Genomic DNA, 23,670 nt, shown 5'->3' with positions numbered 1-23,670 from the left:
GCGACCGAATCACTCCAGCCGTCGCAGAAAGGCGGTACCGCCGAGGTTGCGCATCTGGCGCTGGATCCAGGCGGCACGCTGCTGAACGTAAGCGGAAGGCTGGGAAGCGCTCCAGCCGCGCGGGTTGGGCAGAATCGCGGCGAGGTGGCTGGCCTGGGAGACGCTGAGGTTGGCCGCGGAGGTGCCGAAATAGTGCTGCGCCGCGGCCTCCAGCCCGAACACGCCGGTATCCCATTCGGCAATGTTGAGATAGACCTCCAGAATGCGCTGCTTGGGCCACAGCGCTTCGAGCAGCAGCGTGAACCACGCCTCGAGTCCCTTGCGGATCCAGCTGCGCCCCGTCCACAGGAAGAGGTTGCGGGCCGTCTGCTGGGTCAGCGTGCTGGCGCCACGAAGATCGCCGCCGTCCGACCAGTTGGCGAGCGAGCGCTTGATCTGCGCCACATCGAAGCCCCAGTGGTCCGGGAAGCGTTGGTCCTCTCCCGCCATCACCGCCACCTTGGCGTTGTCGGAAAGCCGGGACCACGGCTCCCACTGCTGCTCGATGGTCAGGTTATCGCCCTGGAACCAGGAGCTTACCTTGCGCTCCGCCATCACCATGGAGCCGAACACCGGCACGAAGCGGAACACCAGCACGAACAATACCGACAGCCCGACGAAAGCCGCGATGGCGATCAATGAATAGCGGAGGAACGTGCGCGGCCAACCTGAGGGCATGAGCGAGAGCTCTTGGTCGAAAGAGTATGAGCCTAGTATAACAAGGGCTTGCCGGCATGGGTCCGGTAAGCACAAGACTACTAAGCGCAAGACTACGGTCATAGACAAACACGCTCGCACACCATAACGGAGGAAGCGACATGACCATCGAAGACTTCATCCGCGAGTTCACGCCTGCCGACGATGGCACCGGTTCGTCGCTGCCGGCGCAACGCCGGGCGTATGAGGCGCTGCATGCGCGGCGGCGCATGGCCGATCCGGCCGGCATGCAGATCTCCGACGAAGGCATCGGCGGGGTCGATGTGCGCCGCTTCCGCCCTGCCGGCTGCGTCGAAGGCAATGTCGTCTACCTGCACGGCGGCGGATGGAGCCTGGGCTCGATCGACAGCCATCACGGCATTACCGCGAACCTGGCCGAACGCCTGCGGCGGGAGGTGATCAGCGTCGATTACCGGCTGCTGCCGGAGGCCACCTACGCCGAAGCGCTGGCCGACTGCCGTGCGGTCGTCGAGGCCGTTGGCCCGGTGGCGGTGATCGGCGACAGCGCCGGCGGCAGGTTGGCGATCGATGTCGCCCACACCAGCGAATGGAAAGGGTTGCTCGGATTGATCTACCCGGTCGTGGGTACGCCCACCGTCGAGACGCTGGGGGAAGACAGGCCGCTGCTGTCGCGAGCGGACATTCTGTCGCTGTGGCAGATGGCGGCGCCTGACGCGCCCGATGTCGACGCCGCCGTACCTCCGGCCAAGGTCATCGAGGCACTGGCCGTGGAGCGCGATCCGCTGACGCGACCGCTTGAGCAGGCGATCGAATCCTGGCGCCGGAATGGCGCTTCGGTCGGCTATCGTTGCGCGCCGGACATGGTACACGCCGCCCTGCACGGACATGGCGATCTGCCGGAAATGCAAACCGCCTGGCAGGACTTCTGCCAGGCGGTCGAAAAGCGACTCAGCGCCGATTCATAGAAGGTGCCAGTCGTAGAAGATGCCAATCACAGAGGGTGCCAGAGGCGTTCAGCTACCCAGCTGCGCCTTGACCGCGTCGATGGCCGGCTCGCCATCCCTGGTGGTGACGCCATCCAGCCACTGGGCAACGGTATCGTAGTGATCGCGAATCCACTCGCTGGCAACCTCGTCGGCCGGGCGCTCCTCGTGACTGTACTCGTAGACCCAGTCGTTCTGAGCTTCGATATCGACCTGATACTGGGAAAGGAAGCGATAGAGGTTGGCATCCTTCGATTTCAGATCGGCTGGCACCACGGTCCACACCGTGCTGAGAATATCCGCCGTGCCGCTATCGTCGGAATCCTCCAGATAGTAGAGGTCATAGCTGACATTCATCCAGTGCGGTTCCCAGCCGACGAACGTGACCCACTGCTTGTCGCTGATCTTCTGATCGGCATAGGCCAGCATTGCCGAGGTCGAACTTTCCCGCAGTTGCCAGTCGCCCAGTCCGGCCGCGTCTTCGTCGATCGCGGCCAGGATCGCATCGTTGATGCCGGTGCCCGCTTCGATCCCCTGAATCTCGCCGTTGAAGCGATCCTTGTAGCGGTCGAGATCGGCGACGCTATTCACGCCCGCTTCGTGAACGTACTCCGGCACCACTAGCCCGGAATTGGCGTTGCTGATGTTCTTGGCCACCTTGTCGACCTTGTCGTCGGCCACCAGCGGCTCGATCATCTCCTCCTCGATCGGATACCAGCCGCCCAGATAGACATCCAGGTCCTCGTTGGCCAGACCGTTGAGAATCACTCCGACGGCCAGCTCGCTTTGCTGCGTCTGGTAACCCATCGCCTCGAGGATCTGCGAGGCGACTTCGGACTTCACCGTCACGCCCGGCCACGGCGGCACGCCGAAGCGCACGGTATCGAGATCGGCTTGCGCCGATCCGGCAGCCAGCAGCGTCAGCGGCAGTGCGGCAGCCACGACCCGGCGTTTCAAGTTCGAATGACCCATGAAGCGTCTCCTTGAAGTTGTTATCGAATAGAACTCCTCTACTACTCTGCCGATTCAGGAGACAAGAAATTGACCAGAAGCGACGCAAAATACGCACCAATCGTCATCGAAAGCCGACAGACGTCGGTCATAGCCCCCGCCGCGCTCGAAGCGCAAAGACAAGAAAGCCCGCCTGAGCGTCGGTCAGGCGGGCCAAGATTCGATCGATATCGCGATTGACGCCTCGTCACCGCTTGGCGTAGAGCCGCTCGGCGTGATAACGCAGGTGGTCGTCGATGAAGCTGGCGATGAAGAAATAGCTGTGGTCATAGCCGGGATGCCGGCGCAGCGTCAGCGGATGGTCGTGCTCCTCGCAGACCGCCTCCAGCCGCTCGGGCTTGAGCTGCTCCTCGAGGAAATTATCTGCCTCGCCCTGATCGATGAACAGCGGCTGACGCGACGATCCCTTGGCAACGAGCTCGCAGGTATCGTACTGCGTGCGCAGGCCGATATCGTCGCCCAGATAGTTCTCGAATGCCTTCTGGCCCCACGGCACCTGGCTCGGATTGACGATCGGCGCGAATGCCGACACCGCCGCATAACGGCCCGGCTGGCGCAGCGCCAGTACCAGCGCACCATGGCCGCCCATGGAGTGACCGCTGATCGATTCGCGGCCATTGACCGGGAAGTGCAGCCGCACCACCGAGGGCAGCTCTTCGGTGACGTAATCGTACATCCGGTAGTGCTTCGACCACGGTTCCCGCTTCGCGTTGAGATAGAAGCCGGCGCCGGAGCCGAAATCGTAGCTGTCGTGCTCGCCAGGCAGGTCCAGGCCGCGCGGGCTGGTATCCGGACACACGATCGCGATACCGAGTTCGGCGGCCATCTTCTGCGCGCCCGCCTTCTGCATGAAGTTCTCGTCGTTGCAGGTCAGGCCCGACAGCCACCACATCAGCGGCACCCGGCCCTCTTCGGCCTGCGGCGGCAGATAGATCGCGAAAATCATGTCGCAATCCAGCGCCCGCGAGTAATGCTTGTAGCGCTTGACCCAGCCACCGAAGCTCTTGGTGGCCGAGACGAGCTCCAACTGTTCGCTCATCGACATGATGCTCTCCTTGGCTTTCTATCCATGCACCCCGATACCGGCGCCTACTCTCCATGCGCCCCGGAACCGGCGCCTATTCTCCATGCGCCCCAAAACCGGGCTCTTGCGCTTTTGATCTGCGCTCGTAGTCCGTGGCTCGTGGCTCGTGGCTCAAAAATGCAGAACGGTACGGATGCTCTTGCCCGCATGCAGCAGATCGAAGGCTTCGTTGATCTGATCGAACGGCATGTCGTGGGTCACGAACTCGTCGATCTTGATCTCGCCGTCCATGTAGCGCTGGACGTAACCCGGCAGCTCGGTACGGCCCTTGACGCCACCGAAGGCAGAGCCCTTCCAGACGCGGCCGGTCACCAGCTGGAACGGGCGCGTGGAGATCTCCTCGCCGGCGCCGGCGACCCCGATGATGATCGATTCGCCCCAGCCCTTGTGGCAGCACTCCAGCGCCGAACGCATCACGTTGACGTTACCGATGCACTCGAACGAATAGTCGACGCCACCGTCGGTGAGATCGACGATCACCTGCTGGATCGGATCGCTGTAATCCTTGGGATTGACGAATTCGGTCGCCCCGAACTGGCGCGCCAGCTCGAACTTGTCCGGATTGACGTCGATCGCGATGATGCGCGAGGCCTTGGCCATCTGCGCGCCCTGGATTACCGCCAGGCCGATGGCGCCCAGCCCGAACACGGCAACGGTCGCGCCCGGCTCGACCTTGGCGGTGTTGAGAACGGCGCCGATCCCGGTAGTGACACCGCAGCCCAGCAGACAGATCTTGTCCAGCGGGGCTTCCTTCGACACCTTGGCCAGCGAGACTTCCGGCAGCACGGTGTACTCGGAGAAGGTCGACGTGCCCATGTAATGGTGCAGCGAGGTGCCATTCTTGGAGAAACGCGTGGTGCCATCCGGCATCAGGCCCTTGCCCTGGGTCGCGCGGACGGCGCCGCACAGGTTGGTCTTGCCGGAGAGACAGAACTTGCACTTGCCGCACTCGGCGGTATAGAGCGGGATGACGTGATCGCCGGGCTTCAGGCCGGTGACGCCCTCGCCCACCTCTTCGACGATACCGGCGCCTTCATGGCCCAGCACCGACGGGAACAGACCTTCGGGATCCTTGCCGGAAAGCGTATAGGCATCGGTGTGACAGACGCTGGTGGCAACGATGCGGACCATGACTTCGCCCGCCTTGGGGCCCTGCACGTCTATCTCTTCCAGCGAGAGCGGCTTGCCTGCTTCCCAGGCGACTGCGGCACGCGATTTCATCGGGCTATCTCCCTTTGCGCTTGAATGCTTGATTCGAGGGGTCGCACGTCGTTCGACTGATGACATGACGACAGGTTTTGAGTCAGTCTAGGCGTTCGCCGCCAGGCAATAAACCTGGCATTCGGCACATGATTATTGCCATGTGACAACAATCGGTCTCGTAACCATCGGAAGGAGTCGCCATGTCGCGCTGGGAGGGTATCGAGGCTTTCGTCGCCGTGGTGCGTCTGGGTACGTTCTCTCGCGCCGCCCAGTCGTTGAAGGTGTCCAATTCCCACGTCAGCCGGCTGGTCGGTCAGCTGGAGCAGTCGTTGGGAACGCCACTACTCTATCGGACGACCCGCCAGATTCGGCTGACCGATGGCGGTGCGATCTACTACGAGCACTGCCGGTCGCTGCTCGATGGCTTCGCCGAGGCCGAGGCCGCGCTCAACGAGCTGCAGTCCCAGCCCCAGGGAAGACTCGCCATCAGCTGTGCGACCACCTTCGGCGAGCGCTACATCGCGCCGCTGGTCAACGATTTCCACTGTCGCTATCCGCAACTCGATGTACGCCTGCACTTCACCAACCGTACCGTCGAGCTGATCGACGAAGGCTTCGATGTCGCCATCCGCATGGGCGTGCTCAAGGATTCGAGCCTGCTGGCCAGACGGCTCTGCCAGCGCCGCGAGTACGTCGTCGGCGCGCCCGACTACTTCCAGCGACGGCCGACACCGCACAGCCTTTCCGAGCTCGCCCACCACAACTGTCTGGTCGGATCGCGGGATAGCTGGCTGTTCCGGGTCGACGGCCAACGCCGCGAGATCCGAGTGTCGGGGAATTGGCGCGGCAATTCCGGGCCGGCGCTGCTGGATGCGGCCTGCAAGGGGGTCGGGCTGGCTCAGTTGCCGGATTACTACGTCGAGACGGCGATCAAGCAAGGCAGGCTGACGGCCGTGCTCGATCGCTACCAGTTTACCGATACCGCGGTCTGGGCGGTTTACCCACGCCACCGCCAGCTCTCTTCCAAGATTCGTTTGCTGGTCGATTTCCTGTCAGCGAGGCTGCCCGAGGCGATTGCCGGAGACGACCACGGCTCGCCGATACCGGACGTCACGGCCGCTGAGACGCCCTCATCAGAGACGCCAGTGACGCCATCGTCCAAGACGTCAGAGGCCCAGCGCTAGAGAATGAGATCAGGGGTAAAGCAGGTCGGTGGCAGGCAAGGTAAATCAATGGTTGAAGAAGTGATCGATGCCATCGTTGAGATAGGCGTCGCCGAATTCTGCCTCCCGTGCCAGCGCCTCGGGATCGGGCAGCTCGATACGCTGGCGCGAGCGCAGCAACAGCCCTTCCTCGCGGAAGGCGGTCAGCGTCCGGCTCACGTGCACCGACGACAGCCCCAGCGCATCGCCGAGATGCTGCTGGGACAGCGGCAGACGAATGCTGTTGCCCTGGCGTGCCTTGGTGCGGTCCAGGCGCACGTACATCTCGTAGATCAGATGAGCCAGACGCTGACGCGCGCTGCGTCGGGCGAGGTTGACGAGACGCTCGGTCAACAGAGCCTGCTGATGAGACGAGATGGCAAAGAAGATGGTCGACAGCATCAGCGATTCGCGGAAGACGTTGATCAGACGCCGATGGGGAAAATGGCACACGACGCCATCCTCGAGCATGGCGACGCCGGTCAGGCGCTCCTTGAAGGCAAATTCCCGCAGCCCGATGATATCGCCGGGCAGATAGATCTCGAGAATCTGTCGGGAGCCATCTTCCATGTAGCGAAAAGAGTAGGCCCATCCCTTGCTGAGCGTACAGAACTCGCGCGCCGGATCCCCCTCCTGCCACAAAATCTCGTCGGCCTTGACCTCGGTCGGGCTCTGCTCGAGCTCGACCAGCAACGCTTCATCGTTTTTGGAAAGCTCACCGTAATGCTTGAAATGACGGACGATACAACTGTCTTGGCTCATTACCCTTGCCCTTGTTCATGCTTTTAGCGATCGCCAGATTACGGAAATCGATATTGGCATAGCCAGCCAGGATTGTCGTTATCCCGCGTCAGGGATCACGATCCAAGCACAAGACTTGAGACACTTCTGTCATTTTCAAGATTGAAAATACTCAACACTCGATGATGTTCACCGCCAGTCCGCCGCGGGACGTCTCTTTGTATTTGTCCTGCATGTCGCGCCCGGTTTCGCGCATGGTTCGAATGACCTTGTCGAGAGAGACGAAATGCTCGCCGTCGCCACAGAGCGCCATCTGCGCGGCGTTGATGGCCTTGACTGCCGCAATCGCGTTGCGTTCGATACAGGGTACCTGGACCAGCCCGGCGATGGGATCGCAGGTCAGCCCCAGGTTGTGTTCGAGCCCGATTTCGGCGGCGTTCTCGACCTGGGCCGGGGTGCCTCCCATCAACTCCGCCAGTCCGGCGGCGGCCATCGCGCAGGCCGAGCCGACCTCGCCTTGACAGCCCACTTCCGCACCGGAGATCGAGGCGTTGGTCTTGCACAGAATGCCGATCGCGCCGGCGGTCAGAAGGAAACGCACGACGTCCCGCTCGCAGGCATCCGGCTGGAATTTCATGTAGTAGTGCAGTACGGCGGGCACGATCCCCGCGGCCCCGTTAGTCGGCGCGGTAACCATCCGGCGGCCGGCGGCGTTCTCCTCGTTGACCGCCAGTGCGAACAGGTTGACCCAGTCCATCGCCGAGAAGGTACTGGCGATCAGGCTCTTCTCGTTGTCCAGCGCCATCAGCCGCCGATGCAGCGCCGGGGCGCGACGCCTCACGTTCAGTCCGCCGGGCAACACGCCCTGCTGATCCAGCCCGCTATCGACACATGCCTTCATCGCCAGCCAGATCTGCCAGAGCCCGTCGCGAATGTCCGACTCGCTGCGCCAGACCTGCTCGTTGGCCAGCATCACGTCACTGATGGAAAGCCCCTCACGACGGCAAATATCGAGCAGCTCGACGGCATTCTTGAACGGGTATGGCACCTTCACCGTGGAGGTGACGGCATCGCTCTGCGCCGCCTGCTCGGCATCGACGACGAAGCCGCCGCCGACTGAGTAATAGGTGTTGTCGTAGATGACTCCGTGATCGTCGGAGGCGACCAGACGCAAGGCGTTGGTATGGTAATCGAGAATCTCGTCGCACCATTCGATGTCCCGCGCCGGATCGAATGCCACCGCGTGCACGCCTGCCAGCTTCAGCTCTCCGTCCCGCGCCATTGCCGCCAGCTTGAGCGCCAGGTCGTCGGGATCGACGGTCAACGGGCGCTCTCCCATGAGGCCCCCCATCACCGCGCTATCCGTGTTGTGCCCCTTGCCGGTGGCCGATAGCGAGCCGTAGAGCGTGACCGACACCCTTGCCACTGCGTGCAGCAGCTCGCGGTCGTGCAGGGCCGCGACGAAATCATGGGCAGCCTGCATCGGTCCGACCGTATGCGAACTGGAAGGCCCGATGCCAATCTTGAACAGATCGAACACGCTGAATGTCATGTGGCTACCTCTGATGTCGCTCGGGCGCCAGAATCCGTCGTTCCTGGAACTGGCGCATGATGTAGTTTGACTTCAGTCTGGCCGCCGGTTAAACCGGAAACAATCGATAAAAACTGCCAATACCTATAGCCTGGCTAAACCATGATCCAGTCACTCAATGCTCAGACCCATGCCTGGCTGAAAGTCTTCGCCGTCAGCGCCCGCCTCCTGTCGTTCACCCGGGCAGCAGAGGAGCTTCATGTCACCACCGGCGCGGTCAGCCAGCAGATCAAGCAGCTGGAAGAGCGGCTCGGGTTTCGTCTGTTCAGGCGTCTGCCGCGCCAGCTGGCGTTGACGGAAGAAGGGGAACGGCTGGCCCGGGTCGTCGCCCAGGCTTACGATGCCGTCGGGCTGGAGGTCGATCGCCTGCGCGGTGGGGTCATGAGCGGCGTGCTCAGGCTACGCTGCCTGCCGTCGTTTCTGGCCAAGTGGCTGATGCCGAGACTGCCGCGGCTGCAGGCCCGCTTCCCCGATATCGAGCTGCACGTCACGGCGGAAGACAGCAATCTTTCGTTGCTTGACGGCGGCTACGATCTGGCCATCGATCTCAACGACGGCCACTATCCGGGCCTCCAGACCACGCCGTTGATCGACGAGAAGATCTTCGCCGTCTGCTCGCCGCAACTGCTCAGGCGGCGCCCGCCGCTCACCACCCCCGAGGCGCTGGGCTACTATCCGCTGCTGCACGACGTCACGGCCTGGCGAGGCAGTCACGATTATGCGGAGTGGGAGCACTATCTGCGGGCGATTGGCGGTGAACAGGTCAACGTACGCCGAGGCTACACGTTCAACCGCAACCAGCTGACGGTGGAGGCGGCGATCGCCGGCATGGGCGTGGCGATCGCGCGCCGGACGCTGATCGGCGACGAGTTGGACAGCGGACGCCTGATCGCGCCGTTCGCCGGCTCGGTGGCGACCGGCAAGCGTTACGGCCTGGTCTATCAGCAAGGGGCGCTGGACGACCGCCGCGTACGAGCGGTTCACGACTGGCTGGAGGAGGAAGCGCGGCGATCCGTGGAGACCGCCTCGCTTGTAGACTCCGCAGAATGAGTCAGGCTTCGAGCCACACCCAGGCTTTTCTGAAAGCGTCTAGCGCACGACCCCGCGCTCGCGCAGCGCCGCCAGACGCTCTCCCTCGACGCCCAGCGTCGCCAGTACCTCGTCGGTATGCTGGGCGAAGACCGGCGCCGGCCGGCGAATTTGAGACGGCGTCTGGGATAGCTTGCTGGCGAAGCCGATGGTCTGCATGCGCCCGATCACCGGGTGGTCCAGCTCCTGCACCATGCCCCGCTCCCGGTAGTGCGGATCGTCCATCGCCTGGGCGAAGTCGTTGATCGGCCCGGCCGGCACGCCGGCTTCATCGCACAGCGCCAGCCAGTGCTGGCGGTCTGCCGTGCACATCAACTCTTCCAGCAGCGCCTCCAGCGCATCGACGTTCTTTCCCCGGTCGCTATTGGTGATGAATCGGGGATCGGCGGTCAGGTCAGGCCGTTGCAGTACGTCGTTGCAGAACCGCTCCCAGGTGCGCTGGTTGGCGCATCCCAGCATCATGTAGCCGTCGCGAACCTTGACCGCCTGGTAAGGCGCGGAGACCCGGTGCCGCCATCCGGTCGGCTGCGGAACGCGCCCCTCGGCAAAATAGGCCGCCGCTTCCCAGGTGAACCAGGGCAGGCCGCACTCGGCGATCGCCACATCCACCAGTTGCCCTTCTCCCGTCTTCTGCTTGTGAATGTAGGCCGCCAGTATCGAGTAGATCGCGGTGATCCCGGCGCCGATATCGTAGACCGCCACGCCGGTCTTCAACGGCCGCCGGCCAGGCTCGCCGGTCATCGACATCAAGCCGGTCATGCCCTGGGCGACCAGATCGAACCCGCCCTTGCGTCGATACGGCCCCGTCTGGCCGTAGCCGGAAATCGAGCAGTAGACCAGGCCGGGATTGATGCCCTTGAGCGTCTCGTAGTCGATCTTCAACGACTGGGTAACGCCGGGCCGATAGTTCTCGACCACCACATCCGCTTCCCGCGCCAGCTCATGGAAGAGCGCCAGCCCGTCGGGCTCCTTGAGATTGAGCGAGATGCTGCGCTTGTTGCGGTTGATCTGCGCGAAGCAGGTGGATTCGTCGTTGACGTACGGCCCCATCTGACGACTGTCGTCGCCGCCCTGGGTCTTCTCGACCTTGATCACGTCTGCACCCATGTCTCCCAGCACCATGGTGCAGTATGGCCCGGCCATGATCTGCGAGATATCAAGTACCTTCATGCCTTCCAGCGGTAACATGGCGATTCTCCTTGCCAGTCTTCGAAACGGCGAATAGAGCGATTGATCGACGCACGCCCCGCCGTGAACTCGACAGCGAGTCCACGCCAGTCACCGATGGGAGCGAGGCGGCGCCGGTTGGCGGCTAGGGTCTGTTGACGTTTCATGCACGGCCGCGCCGGAGCCAGTTTTTGTGCGAGGCAAGGCGTGAGGAGCGTAGTTTGGTCATTCCAAATGAACGACGAATAACGCAGCACCGTGCAAAAACTGGCCCGGCCCTTCGGGTTGCGCGCCAAATGGCGCCATGCGGCGTTGCGGGATTGGAAAAGGGAACCACCCTTCTCTGCATCCCGCGCCTGGCCTGGCGCCATTTGGCGCAGCAACGCGGTTCGCGCTGAAACGTCAACAGACCCTAGCGGCCCTGCCAGGTATACGGGGTCTTGTCGACGAATCGCCTGACGGCGCCCCTGAAATCTTCGCTGGTGTAGCACAGCGCGATCAGGTCATCGGCAGCATCATGGCCGGGGCGGCGCCGATCCAGAATCCGATTGATGCAGGCCTTGGTCGCACGCATCGTCAACGGCGCATGCCCGGCCAGCTTCTCGGCCAGCTTCGCCGCTGTCTCGTCGAGGGCTTCGCTGTCGACGATCTCGTCGATCAGGCCGACGGACAGCGCCTCCTCCGCCCCGATCATCTTCGCCAGCATCAGCACGCGCTTGGTGCGCGCGATCCCGATCAGATCGACCAGCCGCGCGACATTGGTGATCGACATGCAGTTACCCAGCGTCCTGGCGATGGGGATGCCGAACTTGAAATTGGCGTTGGCGTATCGGAAGTCGCAGGCCATCGCGATGGCAGCGCCCCCACCGACGCAGTAGCCGTCGATCAGCGCGACCGTCGGCGTCTCCAGTCGCTCGATCCCGCCGATCACGGCATCGATCCGGCGTTCATAGTCGATGCCGTCGCCGCGCTCGCGGAAATCGACGAACTGCTTGATATCGGTGCCCGCGACGAACGCTTCGCCGCCCTCGCCGCGAAAGGCGATCAGCGCGACCGTTTCATCCTCGTCGAATTGCTGGCAGGCCCGGATCATGGACTCGTACATGTGCCAGGTCATGGCATTGCGAGCCTCGGGGCGATTGAAGCGGATCCAGCCGATAGCGCCACGCTGGTAGCAGCGAATTTCGTCATCCTGGGTCATGGTGTCGGTTCTCCTGGGTCGATGCCTGGCCGGTTTCCGGTATCAGGTGCCGTAGATCAGATTCACGAGCAGTAGCGCGAAGTCGGGCACGTAGGTGTTGAACAGCAGCACGACGAAAAGCACCCCCAGGAACCAGAGATTGGTTCGCGTCGTACGCCAGATATCCGCCTTGGCGATCGAGCACGAGGCGATCAACACGCTCGCCACGGGCGGCGTCTGCTGGCCGATGGCCAGGTTGAGCGTGACGATCAGGCCGAAATGTAGAGGATCGATCCCCACACTGATGATCAACGGCAGCACGATCGGCACCACCAGGATGATTGCCGCCGCCGAGTGCAGGAACACCCCCAGGATCAGGAAGATGACATTGAGCAGCGCCAGAATGACGTACTTGTTGTCGGTCAGCCCGCTGATCGAACTGGCCAGTTGCTGCGGCAATTGGGACTCGGTGAGATAAAGCCCCACCAGCGCGGAGCTGGCGACCAGCAGCATCACCACCGCGGTCTGGATGCCGGCATCCAGGCAGGATTTCCACAGCGTCTTGAGCGAGAACTCGCGGTAGATCACGGCGCTGATGAAGATCGCGACCACGACGGCCAGCGCCGCGCCTTCGGTGGCGGTGACGATCCCGCCGAAGATACCGCCGAGAATGATCACCGGAATCATCAGCGCCCAGATCGCCTCCTTGAACGACTTCCAGACCCGGCTGGCCTGGAAACGCCCTTCGGACGGAAAGTTGTGCTTGCGCGCCAGGAAGTAGCAGACCACGGCCAGGCCCATGGCGCCCAGTAGCCCCGGGAAGATACCGGCGACGAACATCTTCACCACCGACTCTCCCGACATGACCGCGTACAGGATCATCGGGATCGACGGCGGCAGGATGATCGCCAGGCTGGCAGCGGACGAGGAGATCGCCGCAGCGAACTCCTTGGAGTAGCCGCGATTCTTCATCGCCGGAATTAGCAGGCTGCCCAGCGCAGAGACGCCCGCTACGGCAGAGCCGGAAATCTCGGCGAAGAAGATCGAGGAGCCGATGGTCACCATCGCCAGGCCGCCCTTGACGAAGCCGACCAGCGAAGCGGCGAAGTCGATCAAACGCCGCGAGATACTCGAGGCGTTCATGATCGCCCCGGCCAGAATGAACAGCGGAATCGCGATCAGCGGGAAATTGGTTGCGCCCTCGAACATCGTCAGGCCTATATTGGGCAGCGCATAGACACCGTAGCTGGAGTAGACAGCAACGGCACCGACCAGGCCCAGCGCGATGGCGATCGGCACGTTGAGTACGATCAACAACAGCAGTCCTACGAACATCAGTGCCAGAATCATCGTGTCGCACTCCCTGCATCAGACTGACTTGCCATGTTCGAGCCGAGACCTACCTCCTCGAGCTCATGGTCGACGAAGCCGTCTCCCCTCGCCTGCCGAATCACCTCCGGCAATCGCAGGAGCTCGGCGATGATGAACAGCACCGAGGCGATCGGCAGCGCCGATTGCGTAAATTGCAGCGAGACGGTGGTCAAGCTGATCATGGTGGACCCCGCAAGAATCTGGACGACTTGCCAGCCGGTCACCATCAGCAGAATGAAGAACGCGATCGTCACGGCCTCGCCCAGCAGCGCGATCGGCAGACGCACGCTCGGCGGAAACGCATTGACGATACTGGGACAGGCGATGTGCGCACCCTTGGCGGCAGCCAGGGAGGCACCGTAGTAGGTCAGCCAGGCCAGGCTGATCGAGGCCGCTTCGTCGTACCAGGTAAAGGGCGACCCCACCAGGCGCGAGAGAAAGCCGACGATGACGATCCCCGCCAGCACCAGCATATTGACGACCACGATGACCTCGAGCAGTCGGCTGAAGCCATCGCGCAGCGTATTCAGAGTTTTCACAGGCGGCTCCTTCGTCCACGGCCCGGCCGCGCCCTGACTCGGCACGACCGGACGCGCGGGTTAACTGGCGGGTTGCAGTTCACGCACCTTGTCGAGCATCTCCTGGCCACCGTCGACGTCTTTGATGAACTTGTCGTAGACCGGCTGGGAGGCATCGATGAAAGCCTGACGATCGACCTTGTTGATCTGCAGACCGGCGTCACGCATCTTGACCAGCGTCTCCTCGTCGAGCTTCGCGCCCTGCTCCAGCGCGTAGGACTCCATCTCCATGGCCGTCTGCTGAAGCACCTCGCGCACGTGCTCGGGCAGTCGGTTCCAGCTCATGCCTGCCGTCACGAAGGCCGGGGTGTAGATGTGATCCGACAGCGAGAGATATTCCTGCACCTCCTGCAGACGCGAGGCGTAGGTCTGGACCAGCGGGTTCTCCTGGCCGTCCATCGCGCCGGTCTGCAGCGCGACGAACACCTCGGAAAGCGCCATGGGCGATGGGTTCGCGCCGTAGCTCTTGAACATCTCCACGCGCCAGACCCCTTTCGGCACTCGCAGCTTGATGCCGGAGAGATCGGCTGGCGTATTGATCGGATGGACATTGTTGGTGATCTGGCGGAAGCCGTTCTCCCACACGCCGATGATGTGGTAACCGCGGCTTGCAGCGACGGGATAGAGCTGGGGCCTCACGACTTCGTCGCGCACCTTGGCCATATGGTCACGATCCGCGATCAGATAAGGCATTTCGAACAGCGCGAACTGGGGCGCGACGCTACTCATGACGGTCGAAGGCAGCGCCAGATCGACCGTGCCCAGCTTGAGTTTTTTCAGCAGCTCCGAGTCGCCGCCCAACTGGCTCGAGCCATAGACGACTACCTTGGCTTCACCCGCCAGCTTTTCGTTGGCGCGTTTGGCGAATTCCTGGGACACATCGGCGAACAGCGAACCCGGCTCACCGACATGGGCGAATTTGATCTGCACTTCCTGGGCACTGGCGTGGTTGATACCGGCCATCAGCGCTAGTGCCAACAATCCTGCTTTGAAACTTTTCATCACTGGCGTCCTTCCGTCTTTTTATAGTGGCTCGCCTGAACGATGGATCGGAGACGGTCAACGAGGCTCCCGCGACGCCCCCGGTCGATACCCCGCAGTGCGAGCACCTTGGAGATCCTGCCAGCGAATTATGAATTCATAATTCATTATTGCCCAACCCGACATTTGTCTATTGACGGAAAGTTGAACCGGGAAAACCCCGCATCACTCAGGACGGCATAGCAGGAGGCAAAAAACAGGGGGAATTCCGAGCGGAAGGCGGAAGGCGGGAGGCGGGAGGCGGGAGGCGGAAGGCGGAAGGCGGAAGGCGGAAGGCGGAAGGCGGAAGGCGGAAGGCGGAAGGCGGAAGGCGGAAGGCGGAAGGCGGAAGGCGGGATGCAACCCCCTTCCGCCACCAAATCAAAAGGATGCCGTTCTTGTCCCAGTACGGCCCTTACGAGCTACGGCTCCGGGCGACGCCCGGATCATCATCCATCACGCCGCTCGCGGCCGCCACGACCAGCTTATGGCGCAGATGCTCTCGCAGGATGCTACCGAGCCGCTCTCCGTCCCGGGCCAGCAGGCATTCGATCATGGCTTCATGATCGGCCACGGCCTGGTCCCAGCACTCATCGATCATGCTGGAATAGCGCACCCGCTGGATACGGTGATTCAAGCTGCTATGGGTCTCCCGCAGCACCTCGTTGCGGGCTGCCAGCATGATGGCATCGTGAATGCGGTGATTGAGCTCGAAGTAAGGCCGAATCTCCTTGCGCTTGTAGTGCGCCATCATCTGGTAATGCAGCGCCTGAATGTCGGCCACTTCCTCTTCGGTAATGTAGCGACACGCCAATTCGCCGGACAACCCTTCCAGCGCGCCCATCACGCTGTAGGTTTCCTCCAGCATCTGGCGCGTCAATCGCACGACACGCGCCCCCCGATTGGGCAGGAGTTCGACCATGCCCTCGGACGCCAGTACCTTGAGCGCTTCCCGAAGCGGCGTCCGGGAGACACCGAACTGCTCGCATAGCTGCTTTTCCGGGATCCGGGTGCCGGGAAGCAGGGTTCCATCGTTGATCATGTCCCGGATGCGGGCGGCTGCCTCGCCGTACAGGGTGTTTTGCTGAATCTTGTTCATGGAGCACTCATAACGGGTTCGATGTTGCCATTCTCCCAATGGCGCATGGATGACGCCACCAGAAATGAATTATGAATACAAAAAAGGAGTGGAGGTCACCATGGCTCGCAACGTCTATCTCACCCACCAGACATTGTCGCTGAAGCAAGCCCGCACCATCATCGAGGCCGCCATGGCCTATGCGGTAGCGCAGGCGATGAATCCCATCACCGTGACGGTCATGGATACCAGCGGATATCCGATAAGCTGCGACAGAGCCGATGGCTGCGCCACTTTACGGTTGGCCGTCTCGCATGGCAAAGCCAAGGCTGCCTTGGGCTACGGCCTGTCCAGCGGCACGATCGGTGAGCGGAATCAGGCACGGCCGGCATTCCTGTCGGCAGTCGCCTCGGCGTCCCAGGGCGAATTCATCCCCGTGGCCGGCGGCGTGCTGATTCTCGACGAGCAGGAGCTGGTCATCGGCGCCGTCGGTGTCAGCGGTGACAGTTCCGACAACGATGAGCGAGCTGCAATTGCCGGCATCGAAGCGGCCAGCCTGAAGGCAGGTCTTGCACCGAAAAATTAAGAAAATCTTAAATTATTTACGAAACAGCGTTTCTTAAGAAGATTAAGGCTGATATTCTTAGTCGGCTATCAATAGCTGTGCAGGAATTCATCATGCCTACTCTCCCCTTTCGCGCAGTCGTCTTGCGGGCCGGCATCTACGTCCTGATCCTGGCCGGGCTCATGCAGATAGTGATGATGGTGGACGCCAGACATGCGGGCGCCCCCGATTTCAGCGAGACTTCGCTGACGGAACTCACCCAGGCTGCGCTGCTGCTGCTTTGTACGGTTCTGATGCTGGTCATTCGTCTGCGTTACAGAGTCCTGCGCAGCGTCAGCCTGCTGATGGCCGCATTTTTCGCGATATCCTTCGTGCGGGAGAACGACCAATGGCTGGATGCCTACGTCTTCGACGGCGCCTGGCAATGCCTGGCGGTACTCCTGGCACTACCGACCCTGACGCTGGTGATACGCGCACGGCGCGGCTTTCTCGAAGAGTTCTCGCTGATTGCCAACAGCCTGGGATTCGGACTGTTCGCGGGCGGATTTCTGACGACCTATGTGTTCTCGCGCCTCTACGGGCGTAGTGAATTGTGGCAAGCCCTGATGGGCGAACACTACCTGCGCATCATCAAGGACGCCGCGGAAGAGATCACGGAACTGGCCGGTTACAGTCTGCTGCTTTTTGCCAGCGTGGAACTGCTGCTTCTGGCCAGGCGGCTTCGCGACAACCGGCGTTCGCCCCCCGCTTGAGTTCCGGCCGGCCTTTCGGGTCGGTCACGTTCACCAAGGCAGTCAATTCACGCCAAAGCCCGTTTTGAAAGCCCGTTTCGAAAGCCCGCGTCAGGGCATTTCCTGAACGAGAAAGCCGCCCATGCTTCGTCGAGCATGGGCGGCTTTCGTTGATGGCTTTCGACCGGCTTTCGCTATCCGGATCGAAGGCGCCTTGAGTCGTCGGGTAGTTGCCGGTTAGTTGTCGGTCACCTTGGGCGGTTCGATTTCCAGTTTCTGTGCGGCAATGACCGCCTGGGTACGGGAGTGAACCCCCAGCTTGCGCAGGATCGCGGTCACGTGGGCCTTGATGGTGGCTTCCGATACGTTGAGCTCGTAGGCGATCTGCTTGTTGAGCAGCCCTTCCGTCAACATGTTGAGCACGCGAAACTGCTGGGGCGTCAGCGAAGCGATCGCCTCCGCGAAGCGCGCATCCTCCTCGCTGCCCTCGCCCATGGCATTCGCCAGTTCGGGGGGCAGCCACACTTCGCCTTTGAGCACTTCTCCAATCGCTTCGGCGATGATGTCGAGAGAAGCGGACTTGGGAATGAAACCCGAAGCGCCATAATCGATGGCACGGCGGACCACATCCACCTCTTCGCTGCCGGACACCACCGTCACCGGAATGTCCGGCATCTGTCCGCGCAGCTGGATCAGCCCCGAAAAGCCGTGGGCGCCAGGCATGTGTAGATCGAGCAGGATCAAATCGGCATCGGGATGTCGAGTGACGACCTCCGTCGTCGCCTCCATGGTGTCCGCCTCGACGATTTCTGCTTGCGGCGACACCTGTCGCAATGCCTGATTGAGCGCCGCCCGGAAGAGTGGGTGGTCATCGGCAACGATGAATTTCTGGGCAAAAGCCATTGATTCTCCTCCGGCGCTGTCGAGATATGTGGCGAGATAGTCGGTCCACTATCGCCACCTAGACAAAGATGGTTCAACTATTGATTAACGGCATGTTACCCCATGCACTCGTGGAATCCCAAGTATCAAATCATCGGGAAAAAAATCCCCGAACAGCCAATGGGAGATACGCCACGAATACATAAAAAAAGTTCGATCGTCCCGGAAAGCTGGCGTGCTTCCCTCCCTTTGGAGTGGCACGAAAAGTACCGGGAGGAAAGCCTCTTTCACGACGATCGAACGACAATCATCAGTCGATATGAGTAGCGGTCACTCAAATTAACTAGTTATATAGCCGTCACCATGATGGTTGACCCAAGAGCCCATTTCAAAATTCGAAATGACGAATCAGGAGCGCACATGGCGATTTTCGATCAGATCCTCCACGACGCCAGGATCGGCGAGTGTAGAGGTATCGCCTAGCCCATCGCACTCGTTGGCAGCAATCTTGCGCAGGATGCGACGCATGATCTTGCCGGAACGGGTTTTCGGGAGCCCCGGCGCCCATTGGATCACATCGGGCGTGGCGATCGGGCCGATATCCTTGCGCACCCACTGTTTGAGTTCCTGCTTCAACTCCTCGCTGGGTTCGACGTCATCGTTGAGCGTGACATAGACATAAATCCCCTGGCCCTTTACATCGTGCGGATAGCCGACGACAGCCGCTTCGGCCACGGATTGATGAGCGACCAGGGACGACTCGATTTCCGCCGTTCCCATCCGGTGTCCGGAAACGTTCAGCACGTCATCGATACGCCCGGTGATCCAGTAATCGCCGTCGGCATCGCGACGACAGCCATCTCCGGTGAAGTAGACCCCTTCGTAGGTGGAAAAGTAGGTCTGAACGAAGCGCTCGTGATTGTTCCAGATCGAGCGCGCCTGCCCGGGCCAGGAGTCGAGGATGACCAGATTCCCCTCGATCGCGCCTTCCAGTCGCTTGCCGTCGTTGTCGAGCAGCGCCGGCTGAACGCCAAAGAACGGCTTGGTGGCACAACCCGGCTTGAGGTCGGTGGCGCCAGGGAGCGGCGTGATCATGTGCCCGCCGGTTTCCGTCTGCCACCAGGTATCCACGATCGGGCAGCGGGAATTGCCGACGACACGGTAGAACCAGTCCCACGCCTCCGGGTTGATCGGCTCCCCCACCGAGCCGAGGATGCGCAACGAGCTGCGGGTGCTGTCGTCCATGATGTGTTCGCCATGCGCCATCAGCGAGCGGATGGCCGTCGGCGAGGTATAGAGAATCGAGACATTGTGCTTGTCGACGACCTGCCCCATGCGGCCATGGTTCGGGTAGGTCGGCACGCCTTCGAACATCAGCGTGGTGGCGCCGTTGGCCAGCGGCCCGTAGACGATATAGCTGTGCCCGGTAATCCAGCCCACATCGGCGGCACACCAGTAGACTTCGCCATCGTGATAATCGAAAACCAGGCGATGGGTCAGCGCAGCATAGAGCAGATAGCCGCCGGAGGTGTGCTTCAATCCTTTCGGTGTCCCGGTCGATCCGGAGGTATACAGAATGAACAGCGGGTCTTCGGCATTCATCGTCTCGGCAGGGCAGTCGGTGGACTGCGGGTCGACGACCTCATCGAACCAGCGATCCCGGCCTTCATGCCACTCGATGTCGCCACCGGTGCGCTTGACCACCAGCACGGACTCGACCACGTCGGTCCCCTCTCGGGTCAGTGCCGCATCGACGTTGTCCTTGAGCGGTATCTGCTTGCCACCGCGTACCGACTCGTCGGCAGTGATGACGACACGGGATCGGGAATCGACGATGCGCCCCGCCAGGGCATCCGGCGAAAAGCCGCCAAACACTACCGAATGCACCGCGCCGATGCGGGCGCACGCGAGCATTGCCATGGCCGCCTCCGGCACCATCGGCATGTAGAGCGTGACCGTGTCGCCCTTGCCGACCCCCAGGGACTTGAGGCCGTTGGCGAGCTGCGAGACGCGCTGATGCAGCTCGCGGTAGGTGATGGTCTTGTGATCGGCGGGATCGTCGCCTTCCCAGATGATGGCCGGCTGATCACCTCGGGTTTCCAGATGGCGATCCAGGCAGTTGTGGGCGACGTTGAGTTCGCCATCCTCGAACCAGCGGATATCGACATTGTTCGAAGCGAACGAAGTGTTCTTGATGGTAGCCGGTTTCCTGCTCCAGCTCAGGCTTTCGGCCTGCTCGCGCCAGAAGCCTTCGGGATCTTCGACAGACTGGCGATAGAGCGTCTCGTAACGATCGCGATCGATCCAGGCATCGGCTGCCAAGCGCTTATCGACAGGATATACGCGCTGCTGTTCGCTCATGCTCCAGTCTCCCTGTTGATGACTGTGTTCGTATCCGTCGACGGTGAAAGCCCAACTGGCTCAATGCGATAGACCATCGACGATCGAGTGGGCCAGCATATAACGGCGGCACCGGCCACCCCCTATTAGACCTTCGTATCAATCAGTTTCGCTCGCCTGTCGCGATCGTGCCAATCACGCTCGGTTCGACGGCGGCAAGGTCGCCAGAGACTGAGGCCCGTCGACACTTCACGCACGGCCGCGGCTCGCGCTGAAACGTCGCCAGCCTTGGTAGAGGTTCGAATGGGAAAAGAGAAATAGAGAAAAGAGACTTCGATGGAATCTATCAGCTATCCCGGCGTCTCCCGGTAGGCAAAGGTCAGCGTCGTTCGACAGCGACGACAGCGATAGCTCACGCCCTTCTTCGAAGCCTGGGAGTGGCGTCGCCCGGTGAAGCGATGCAGGGTCTCGCAACGGCAGCGATAGAGATAAGGCGCCGGGCTGGCACGGGCGACATCGAAGCGATGCGTGACGGCCGGCTTCAGACCATAGAGCTTTCGCATGACCGTCTGCCACTCGCGCCCATGGGGTCGGGCTTTCGGCCCTTCCTCCAGATGAAAGACCAGCCAGTGTGCCATCTCGTGGGGCACGATCTCGTCCATGAAAGCCTGCCGGTTCTCGTGCAGCAGCGTTCGGTTGAAGCGCAGTCCGCCACGCTGGTAATGCGCCTGCCCGGCGCTCCGGCCCCGCAGATCGAACCAGATACTGGGCCTGGGTAGCGCCGGGTGTATTTCACGCGCGAGCCGCCAGGCGGCATCGGCCCGCAGCAAAAGAAGGCTTTCCAGCGACGCCTCGTCGAGCGCCTCCAGCGCCTGGGCGTCACTTTCGCCGAGGGCGGGGGAAACGGGGGAAGAACGCAGATCGATCATGGGATGATAGAATGCCGATGATACGAACGGGCGTCCAGCCCGCCGATCCTTGCCATGGATTCCCGTTGGTCACACGTTCGTATCGGCCGCACGTTCGTATCGATTACAGGTTCGTATCGGCCACATATTCATTATCTTCGCCTTGATCCGGAGCGCCCCATGCCTGAACTCTCGTCTGAACGACCGGACGATGCCGTCGAGAGCCAACCGCCGCTGGATGACGGCGCGCTGGCGCGCCTCGACGACTACCTGAACGCCGAACGCCTCGGCGAAGAGGCGCCGGATGTCATCAGCGCCCACGGCTACCTGGTGGCGCTTGCCGTCTCGCCTCGGGATATCGCTCCCGAGCAGTGGATCGCCGAGCTTTTCGAGGGGGAGCCCCCTTTCGACGATACCGCCGAGCGCGACGAGATTCTCGGCCTGCTGGAAGCGCTCAAGGCCAATGCTGCCAGCATTCTGGAGCGCGGCCACTGGGTCGAATTGCCTTTCGATGCCGAGCTGGATGAAGCGGGAGAGATGGCCGCCGCCATCGAGGACTGGTGCGCCGGATTCATGCAAGGCGTCTTTCTCGACGAGGCGGCCTGGTTCTCCCAGGACGAATCGCACGTGGCCGCCCTGCTGCTGCCGTTCATGGCGCTGTCCGGCCTGTTCGACGACGAGCCGGAGATCGCGGAGATGGCCACCGAAGATGCACAGTTTGCCGCCCTGGCGGGCCAGCTTCCGGAGTTGACGCTGGATCTCTACCTGCATTTCCGGGTACCGCCGGAGCCGCCCAAGGGCAAAGGAAAGAGCACCGCCAGAACATCCGGTGGGCGCAAGCGTGGCCGCAAGCGCTAGGGTCTATTGCCGTTTCATGCACGGCCGCGCCGAAACGGCAACAGACCCTAGGCGACGATCCGAATCAGCGCCGGATCCCGCCGCTACTTGAGCCGTGTCACCCAGGCGTTGAGCGTGCCGAACAGCCACTCTCTCGCCCGCTGCCCCCACGAGCGCCGGGCCCAGCTTTCGGCATCGATATGCTCGCTGGCGGCGAAGTTGCGCTCGAAGAGCTGGGCGACTTCGGCCGCGAATTCGGCATCGTCGACTTCCTGGTTGGCTTCCAGATTCCACTGCAGGCTCCAGTGATCGAAGTTGCACGACCCCAGCGACACCCAATCGTCGACGACGCTGAACTTGGCATGAATGAAATTGGGCTGGAATTCGTAGATTCTGACCCCTGCCTTGAGCAGCCGGCGATAAAACCGCTGCCCGGCGTAGCGCACGCCGGGGTGGTCATGGTGCCCGCCACCGGCCAGCAGCAGGCGCACGTCGATGCCGCGGCGAGCGGCGCGAGCCAACGCCCGCCGCAGGCTGAGCGTCGGCACGAAGTAGGGCGTGCACAGCCAGAGTCTGCGGCGAGCCGTGCCGATGCGCCCCTGCAGCGAGAGACGAATCGCCTGATAGCGATGCCCCCGCCCCCAGATGGCCCGACCTCTCATGCCATCGGCAAAGGGCGCCGGCACCGATGACCCGTGAAGCGACCGCGTCAGACGCCTTCGTGTCCCATCCCCGCGCGTCAGCGGCGAGTCCCAGACCTGGGCGAACAGCTGCATCCAGTCCTCGACCACCGGCCCCTGAATACGCACCGCGACCTCGTACCAGGCATCGACGAACTCGTCGACAATGCCGAAGCCGCCGGTAAAGGCCGTGACGCCATCGACGATGACGAGCTTGCGATGATCGCGCATCAGATTGCCGCCCAGCCGCGTCACCGCCAGCGGATTGAAGAACCGCAGCTCGACGCCGCCATCTCGCAGTCGCTGCCGATCGCCATGCGACAGCCCCATGCTGCCGACGCCATCGAGCATCAGCTTGACCTCGACCCCACGCGCCGCCGCCGACGTCAGCGCATCGATGAAACGCTCGGCCAGCGAGCCCGACTCCATCAGATAGAGTTCGATCCACAAATAGCGCCGGGCGCCTTCGATGGCCTCTCTCATGGCAGGCCAGAATCGCTTTCCCTCCGGCAACAGCTCGAAACGGTTGCCGTCTTTCCATGTCGCTTGCATCAACTACCTGCCTCCTTGGTCGCTCCCGATTGACGCACGTTTACGGTCCCGAGGAAAGCGATCGTCCCGGGTCATCGCTGTCGGCTGGGCTTGTCGCTATACTCGGGAATTTGCAGGGAAATTGCCTCGATGCCAGCGCTCCTGGGGCTGCAATGACTAT

22 protein-coding genes are annotated in these 23,670 nt (G+C 62.1%); 6 read left to right on the top strand and 16 right to left on the bottom strand.

What is annotated here, in order from left to right; genetic code table 11:
- Positions 1–9: 9 nt before the first annotated feature.
- Complete coding sequence (gene mtgA, locus R5R73_RS06285; RefSeq protein ID WP_276232236.1) at positions 10–717, bottom strand: monofunctional biosynthetic peptidoglycan transglycosylase; 708 nt, start codon at positions 715–717, stop codon at positions 10–12.
- 140 nt (positions 718–857) lie between these two features.
- On the opposite strand from mtgA, the gene R5R73_RS06280 reads away from it, so the two are divergent.
- The gene (locus R5R73_RS06280; protein WP_322529172.1) at positions 858–1,682 is read left to right on the top strand and encodes an alpha/beta hydrolase fold domain-containing protein; all 825 of its coding nucleotides are present in this window, start codon (positions 858–860) and stop codon (positions 1,680–1,682) included.
- 48 nt (positions 1,683–1,730) lie between these two features.
- Here the strand turns inward: R5R73_RS06280 and R5R73_RS06275 are convergent, their stop codons facing one another.
- The 3 genes from R5R73_RS06275 to R5R73_RS06265 form a co-directional block, all read right to left on the bottom strand.
- On the bottom strand, positions 1,731–2,672 hold the full coding sequence (locus tag R5R73_RS06275) for an ABC transporter substrate-binding protein (protein ID WP_322529171.1): 942 nt from the start codon (positions 2,670–2,672) through the stop codon (positions 1,731–1,733).
- A gap of 226 nt (positions 2,673–2,898) precedes the next feature.
- On the bottom strand, positions 2,899–3,756 hold the full coding sequence (gene fghA, locus R5R73_RS06270; RefSeq protein WP_322529170.1) for an S-formylglutathione hydrolase: 858 nt from the start codon (positions 3,754–3,756) through the stop codon (positions 2,899–2,901).
- Between the two features lie 150 nt (positions 3,757–3,906).
- Positions 3,907–5,016 (bottom strand): S-(hydroxymethyl)glutathione dehydrogenase/class III alcohol dehydrogenase, encoded by a 1,110-nt coding sequence (locus tag R5R73_RS06265; RefSeq protein WP_322529169.1) that lies wholly within the window; start codon positions 5,014–5,016, stop codon positions 3,907–3,909.
- Positions 5,017–5,198: 182 nt separating this feature from the next.
- Here R5R73_RS06265 and R5R73_RS06260 point away from each other — a divergent pair, with 182 nt between their 5' ends.
- A complete protein-coding gene (locus R5R73_RS06260) occupies positions 5,199–6,182 on the top strand; it encodes a LysR family transcriptional regulator (RefSeq protein WP_322529168.1) in 984 nt (327 codons plus the stop codon).
- 45 nt (positions 6,183–6,227) lie between these two features.
- Here the strand turns inward: R5R73_RS06260 and R5R73_RS06255 are convergent, their stop codons facing one another.
- Both R5R73_RS06255 and R5R73_RS06250 read right to left on the bottom strand, forming a co-directional pair.
- The gene (locus R5R73_RS06255; RefSeq protein ID WP_322529167.1) at positions 6,228–6,962 is read right to left on the bottom strand and encodes a Crp/Fnr family transcriptional regulator; all 735 of its coding nucleotides are present in this window, start codon (positions 6,960–6,962) and stop codon (positions 6,228–6,230) included.
- Between the two features lie 151 nt (positions 6,963–7,113).
- Positions 7,114–8,493 (bottom strand): L-serine ammonia-lyase, encoded by a 1,380-nt coding sequence (locus R5R73_RS06250; RefSeq protein WP_322529166.1) that lies wholly within the window; start codon positions 8,491–8,493, stop codon positions 7,114–7,116.
- Between the two features lie 141 nt (positions 8,494–8,634).
- On the opposite strand from R5R73_RS06250, the gene R5R73_RS06245 reads away from it, so the two are divergent.
- Positions 8,635–9,582, top strand: coding sequence for a LysR substrate-binding domain-containing protein (locus tag R5R73_RS06245; protein WP_322529165.1), 948 nt, complete (start codon positions 8,635–8,637; stop codon positions 9,580–9,582).
- Positions 9,583–9,621: 39 nt separating this feature from the next.
- Here R5R73_RS06245 and R5R73_RS06240 read toward each other — a convergent pair whose 3' ends face one another.
- From R5R73_RS06240 to R5R73_RS06215, 6 genes are all read right to left on the bottom strand, one after another.
- Positions 9,622–10,809, bottom strand: coding sequence for a CoA transferase (locus tag R5R73_RS06240; protein WP_322529164.1), 1,188 nt, complete (start codon positions 10,807–10,809; stop codon positions 9,622–9,624).
- 391 nt (positions 10,810–11,200) lie between these two features.
- The gene (locus R5R73_RS06235) at positions 11,201–11,989 is read right to left on the bottom strand and encodes an enoyl-CoA hydratase/isomerase family protein (RefSeq protein WP_322529163.1); all 789 of its coding nucleotides are present in this window, start codon (positions 11,987–11,989) and stop codon (positions 11,201–11,203) included.
- A gap of 42 nt (positions 11,990–12,031) precedes the next feature.
- Positions 12,032–13,318, bottom strand: a complete 1,287-nt coding sequence (locus R5R73_RS06230) for a TRAP transporter large permease (protein WP_322529162.1) — start codon at positions 13,316–13,318, stop codon at positions 12,032–12,034.
- Positions 13,315–13,878 (bottom strand): TRAP transporter small permease, encoded by a 564-nt coding sequence (locus tag R5R73_RS06225; protein ID WP_322529161.1) that lies wholly within the window; start codon positions 13,876–13,878, stop codon positions 13,315–13,317. Before R5R73_RS06225 ends, R5R73_RS06230 begins: the two co-directional genes overlap by 4 nt.
- Before the next feature lie 60 nt (positions 13,879–13,938).
- A complete protein-coding gene (locus tag R5R73_RS06220; protein ID WP_322529160.1) occupies positions 13,939–14,919 on the bottom strand; it encodes a TRAP transporter substrate-binding protein in 981 nt (326 codons plus the stop codon).
- A gap of 433 nt (positions 14,920–15,352) precedes the next feature.
- Positions 15,353–16,036, bottom strand: a complete 684-nt coding sequence (locus tag R5R73_RS06215; RefSeq protein ID WP_322529159.1) for a GntR family transcriptional regulator — start codon at positions 16,034–16,036, stop codon at positions 15,353–15,355.
- Between the two features lie 100 nt (positions 16,037–16,136).
- Here R5R73_RS06215 and R5R73_RS06210 point away from each other — a divergent pair, with 100 nt between their 5' ends.
- Entirely contained in the window at positions 16,137–16,601 is a 465-nt protein-coding gene (locus R5R73_RS06210) for a GlcG/HbpS family heme-binding protein (protein WP_322529158.1), read from the top strand.
- A 92-nt stretch (positions 16,602–16,693) separates the two neighbouring features.
- The gene (locus R5R73_RS06205) at positions 16,694–17,332 is read left to right on the top strand and encodes a hypothetical protein (protein WP_322529157.1); all 639 of its coding nucleotides are present in this window, start codon (positions 16,694–16,696) and stop codon (positions 17,330–17,332) included.
- 216 nt (positions 17,333–17,548) lie between these two features.
- Here the strand turns inward: R5R73_RS06205 and R5R73_RS06200 are convergent, their stop codons facing one another.
- The 3 genes from R5R73_RS06200 to R5R73_RS06190 form a co-directional block, all read right to left on the bottom strand.
- A complete protein-coding gene (locus R5R73_RS06200) occupies positions 17,549–18,214 on the bottom strand; it encodes a response regulator transcription factor (protein ID WP_322529156.1) in 666 nt (221 codons plus the stop codon).
- A 387-nt stretch (positions 18,215–18,601) separates the two neighbouring features.
- Complete coding sequence (acs, locus tag R5R73_RS06195; RefSeq protein ID WP_322529155.1) at positions 18,602–20,554, bottom strand: acetate--CoA ligase; 1,953 nt, start codon at positions 20,552–20,554, stop codon at positions 18,602–18,604.
- 329 nt (positions 20,555–20,883) lie between these two features.
- A complete protein-coding gene (locus R5R73_RS06190) occupies positions 20,884–21,462 on the bottom strand; it encodes a SprT-like domain-containing protein (protein WP_322529154.1) in 579 nt (192 codons plus the stop codon).
- Positions 21,463–21,621: 159 nt separating this feature from the next.
- On the opposite strand from R5R73_RS06190, the gene R5R73_RS06185 reads away from it, so the two are divergent.
- The gene (locus R5R73_RS06185) at positions 21,622–22,299 is read left to right on the top strand and encodes a YecA family protein (RefSeq protein ID WP_322529153.1); all 678 of its coding nucleotides are present in this window, start codon (positions 21,622–21,624) and stop codon (positions 22,297–22,299) included.
- An 83-nt stretch (positions 22,300–22,382) separates the two neighbouring features.
- Here R5R73_RS06185 and R5R73_RS06180 read toward each other — a convergent pair whose 3' ends face one another.
- Positions 22,383–23,510 carry a phosphatidylserine/phosphatidylglycerophosphate/cardiolipin synthase family protein gene (locus tag R5R73_RS06180; protein ID WP_322529568.1) on the bottom strand — a complete coding sequence of 376 codons (1,128 nt, stop codon included), beginning with the start codon at positions 23,508–23,510 and terminating at the stop codon, positions 22,383–22,385.
- Between the last annotated feature and the right edge of the window lie 160 nt (positions 23,511–23,670).

The organism is Salinicola sp. LHM (assembly GCF_034479735.1).
Classification (GTDB): domain Bacteria; phylum Pseudomonadota; class Gammaproteobacteria; order Pseudomonadales; family Halomonadaceae; genus Salinicola; species Salinicola salarius.
This window is presented reverse-complemented; position numbering and strand designations above follow the sequence as displayed.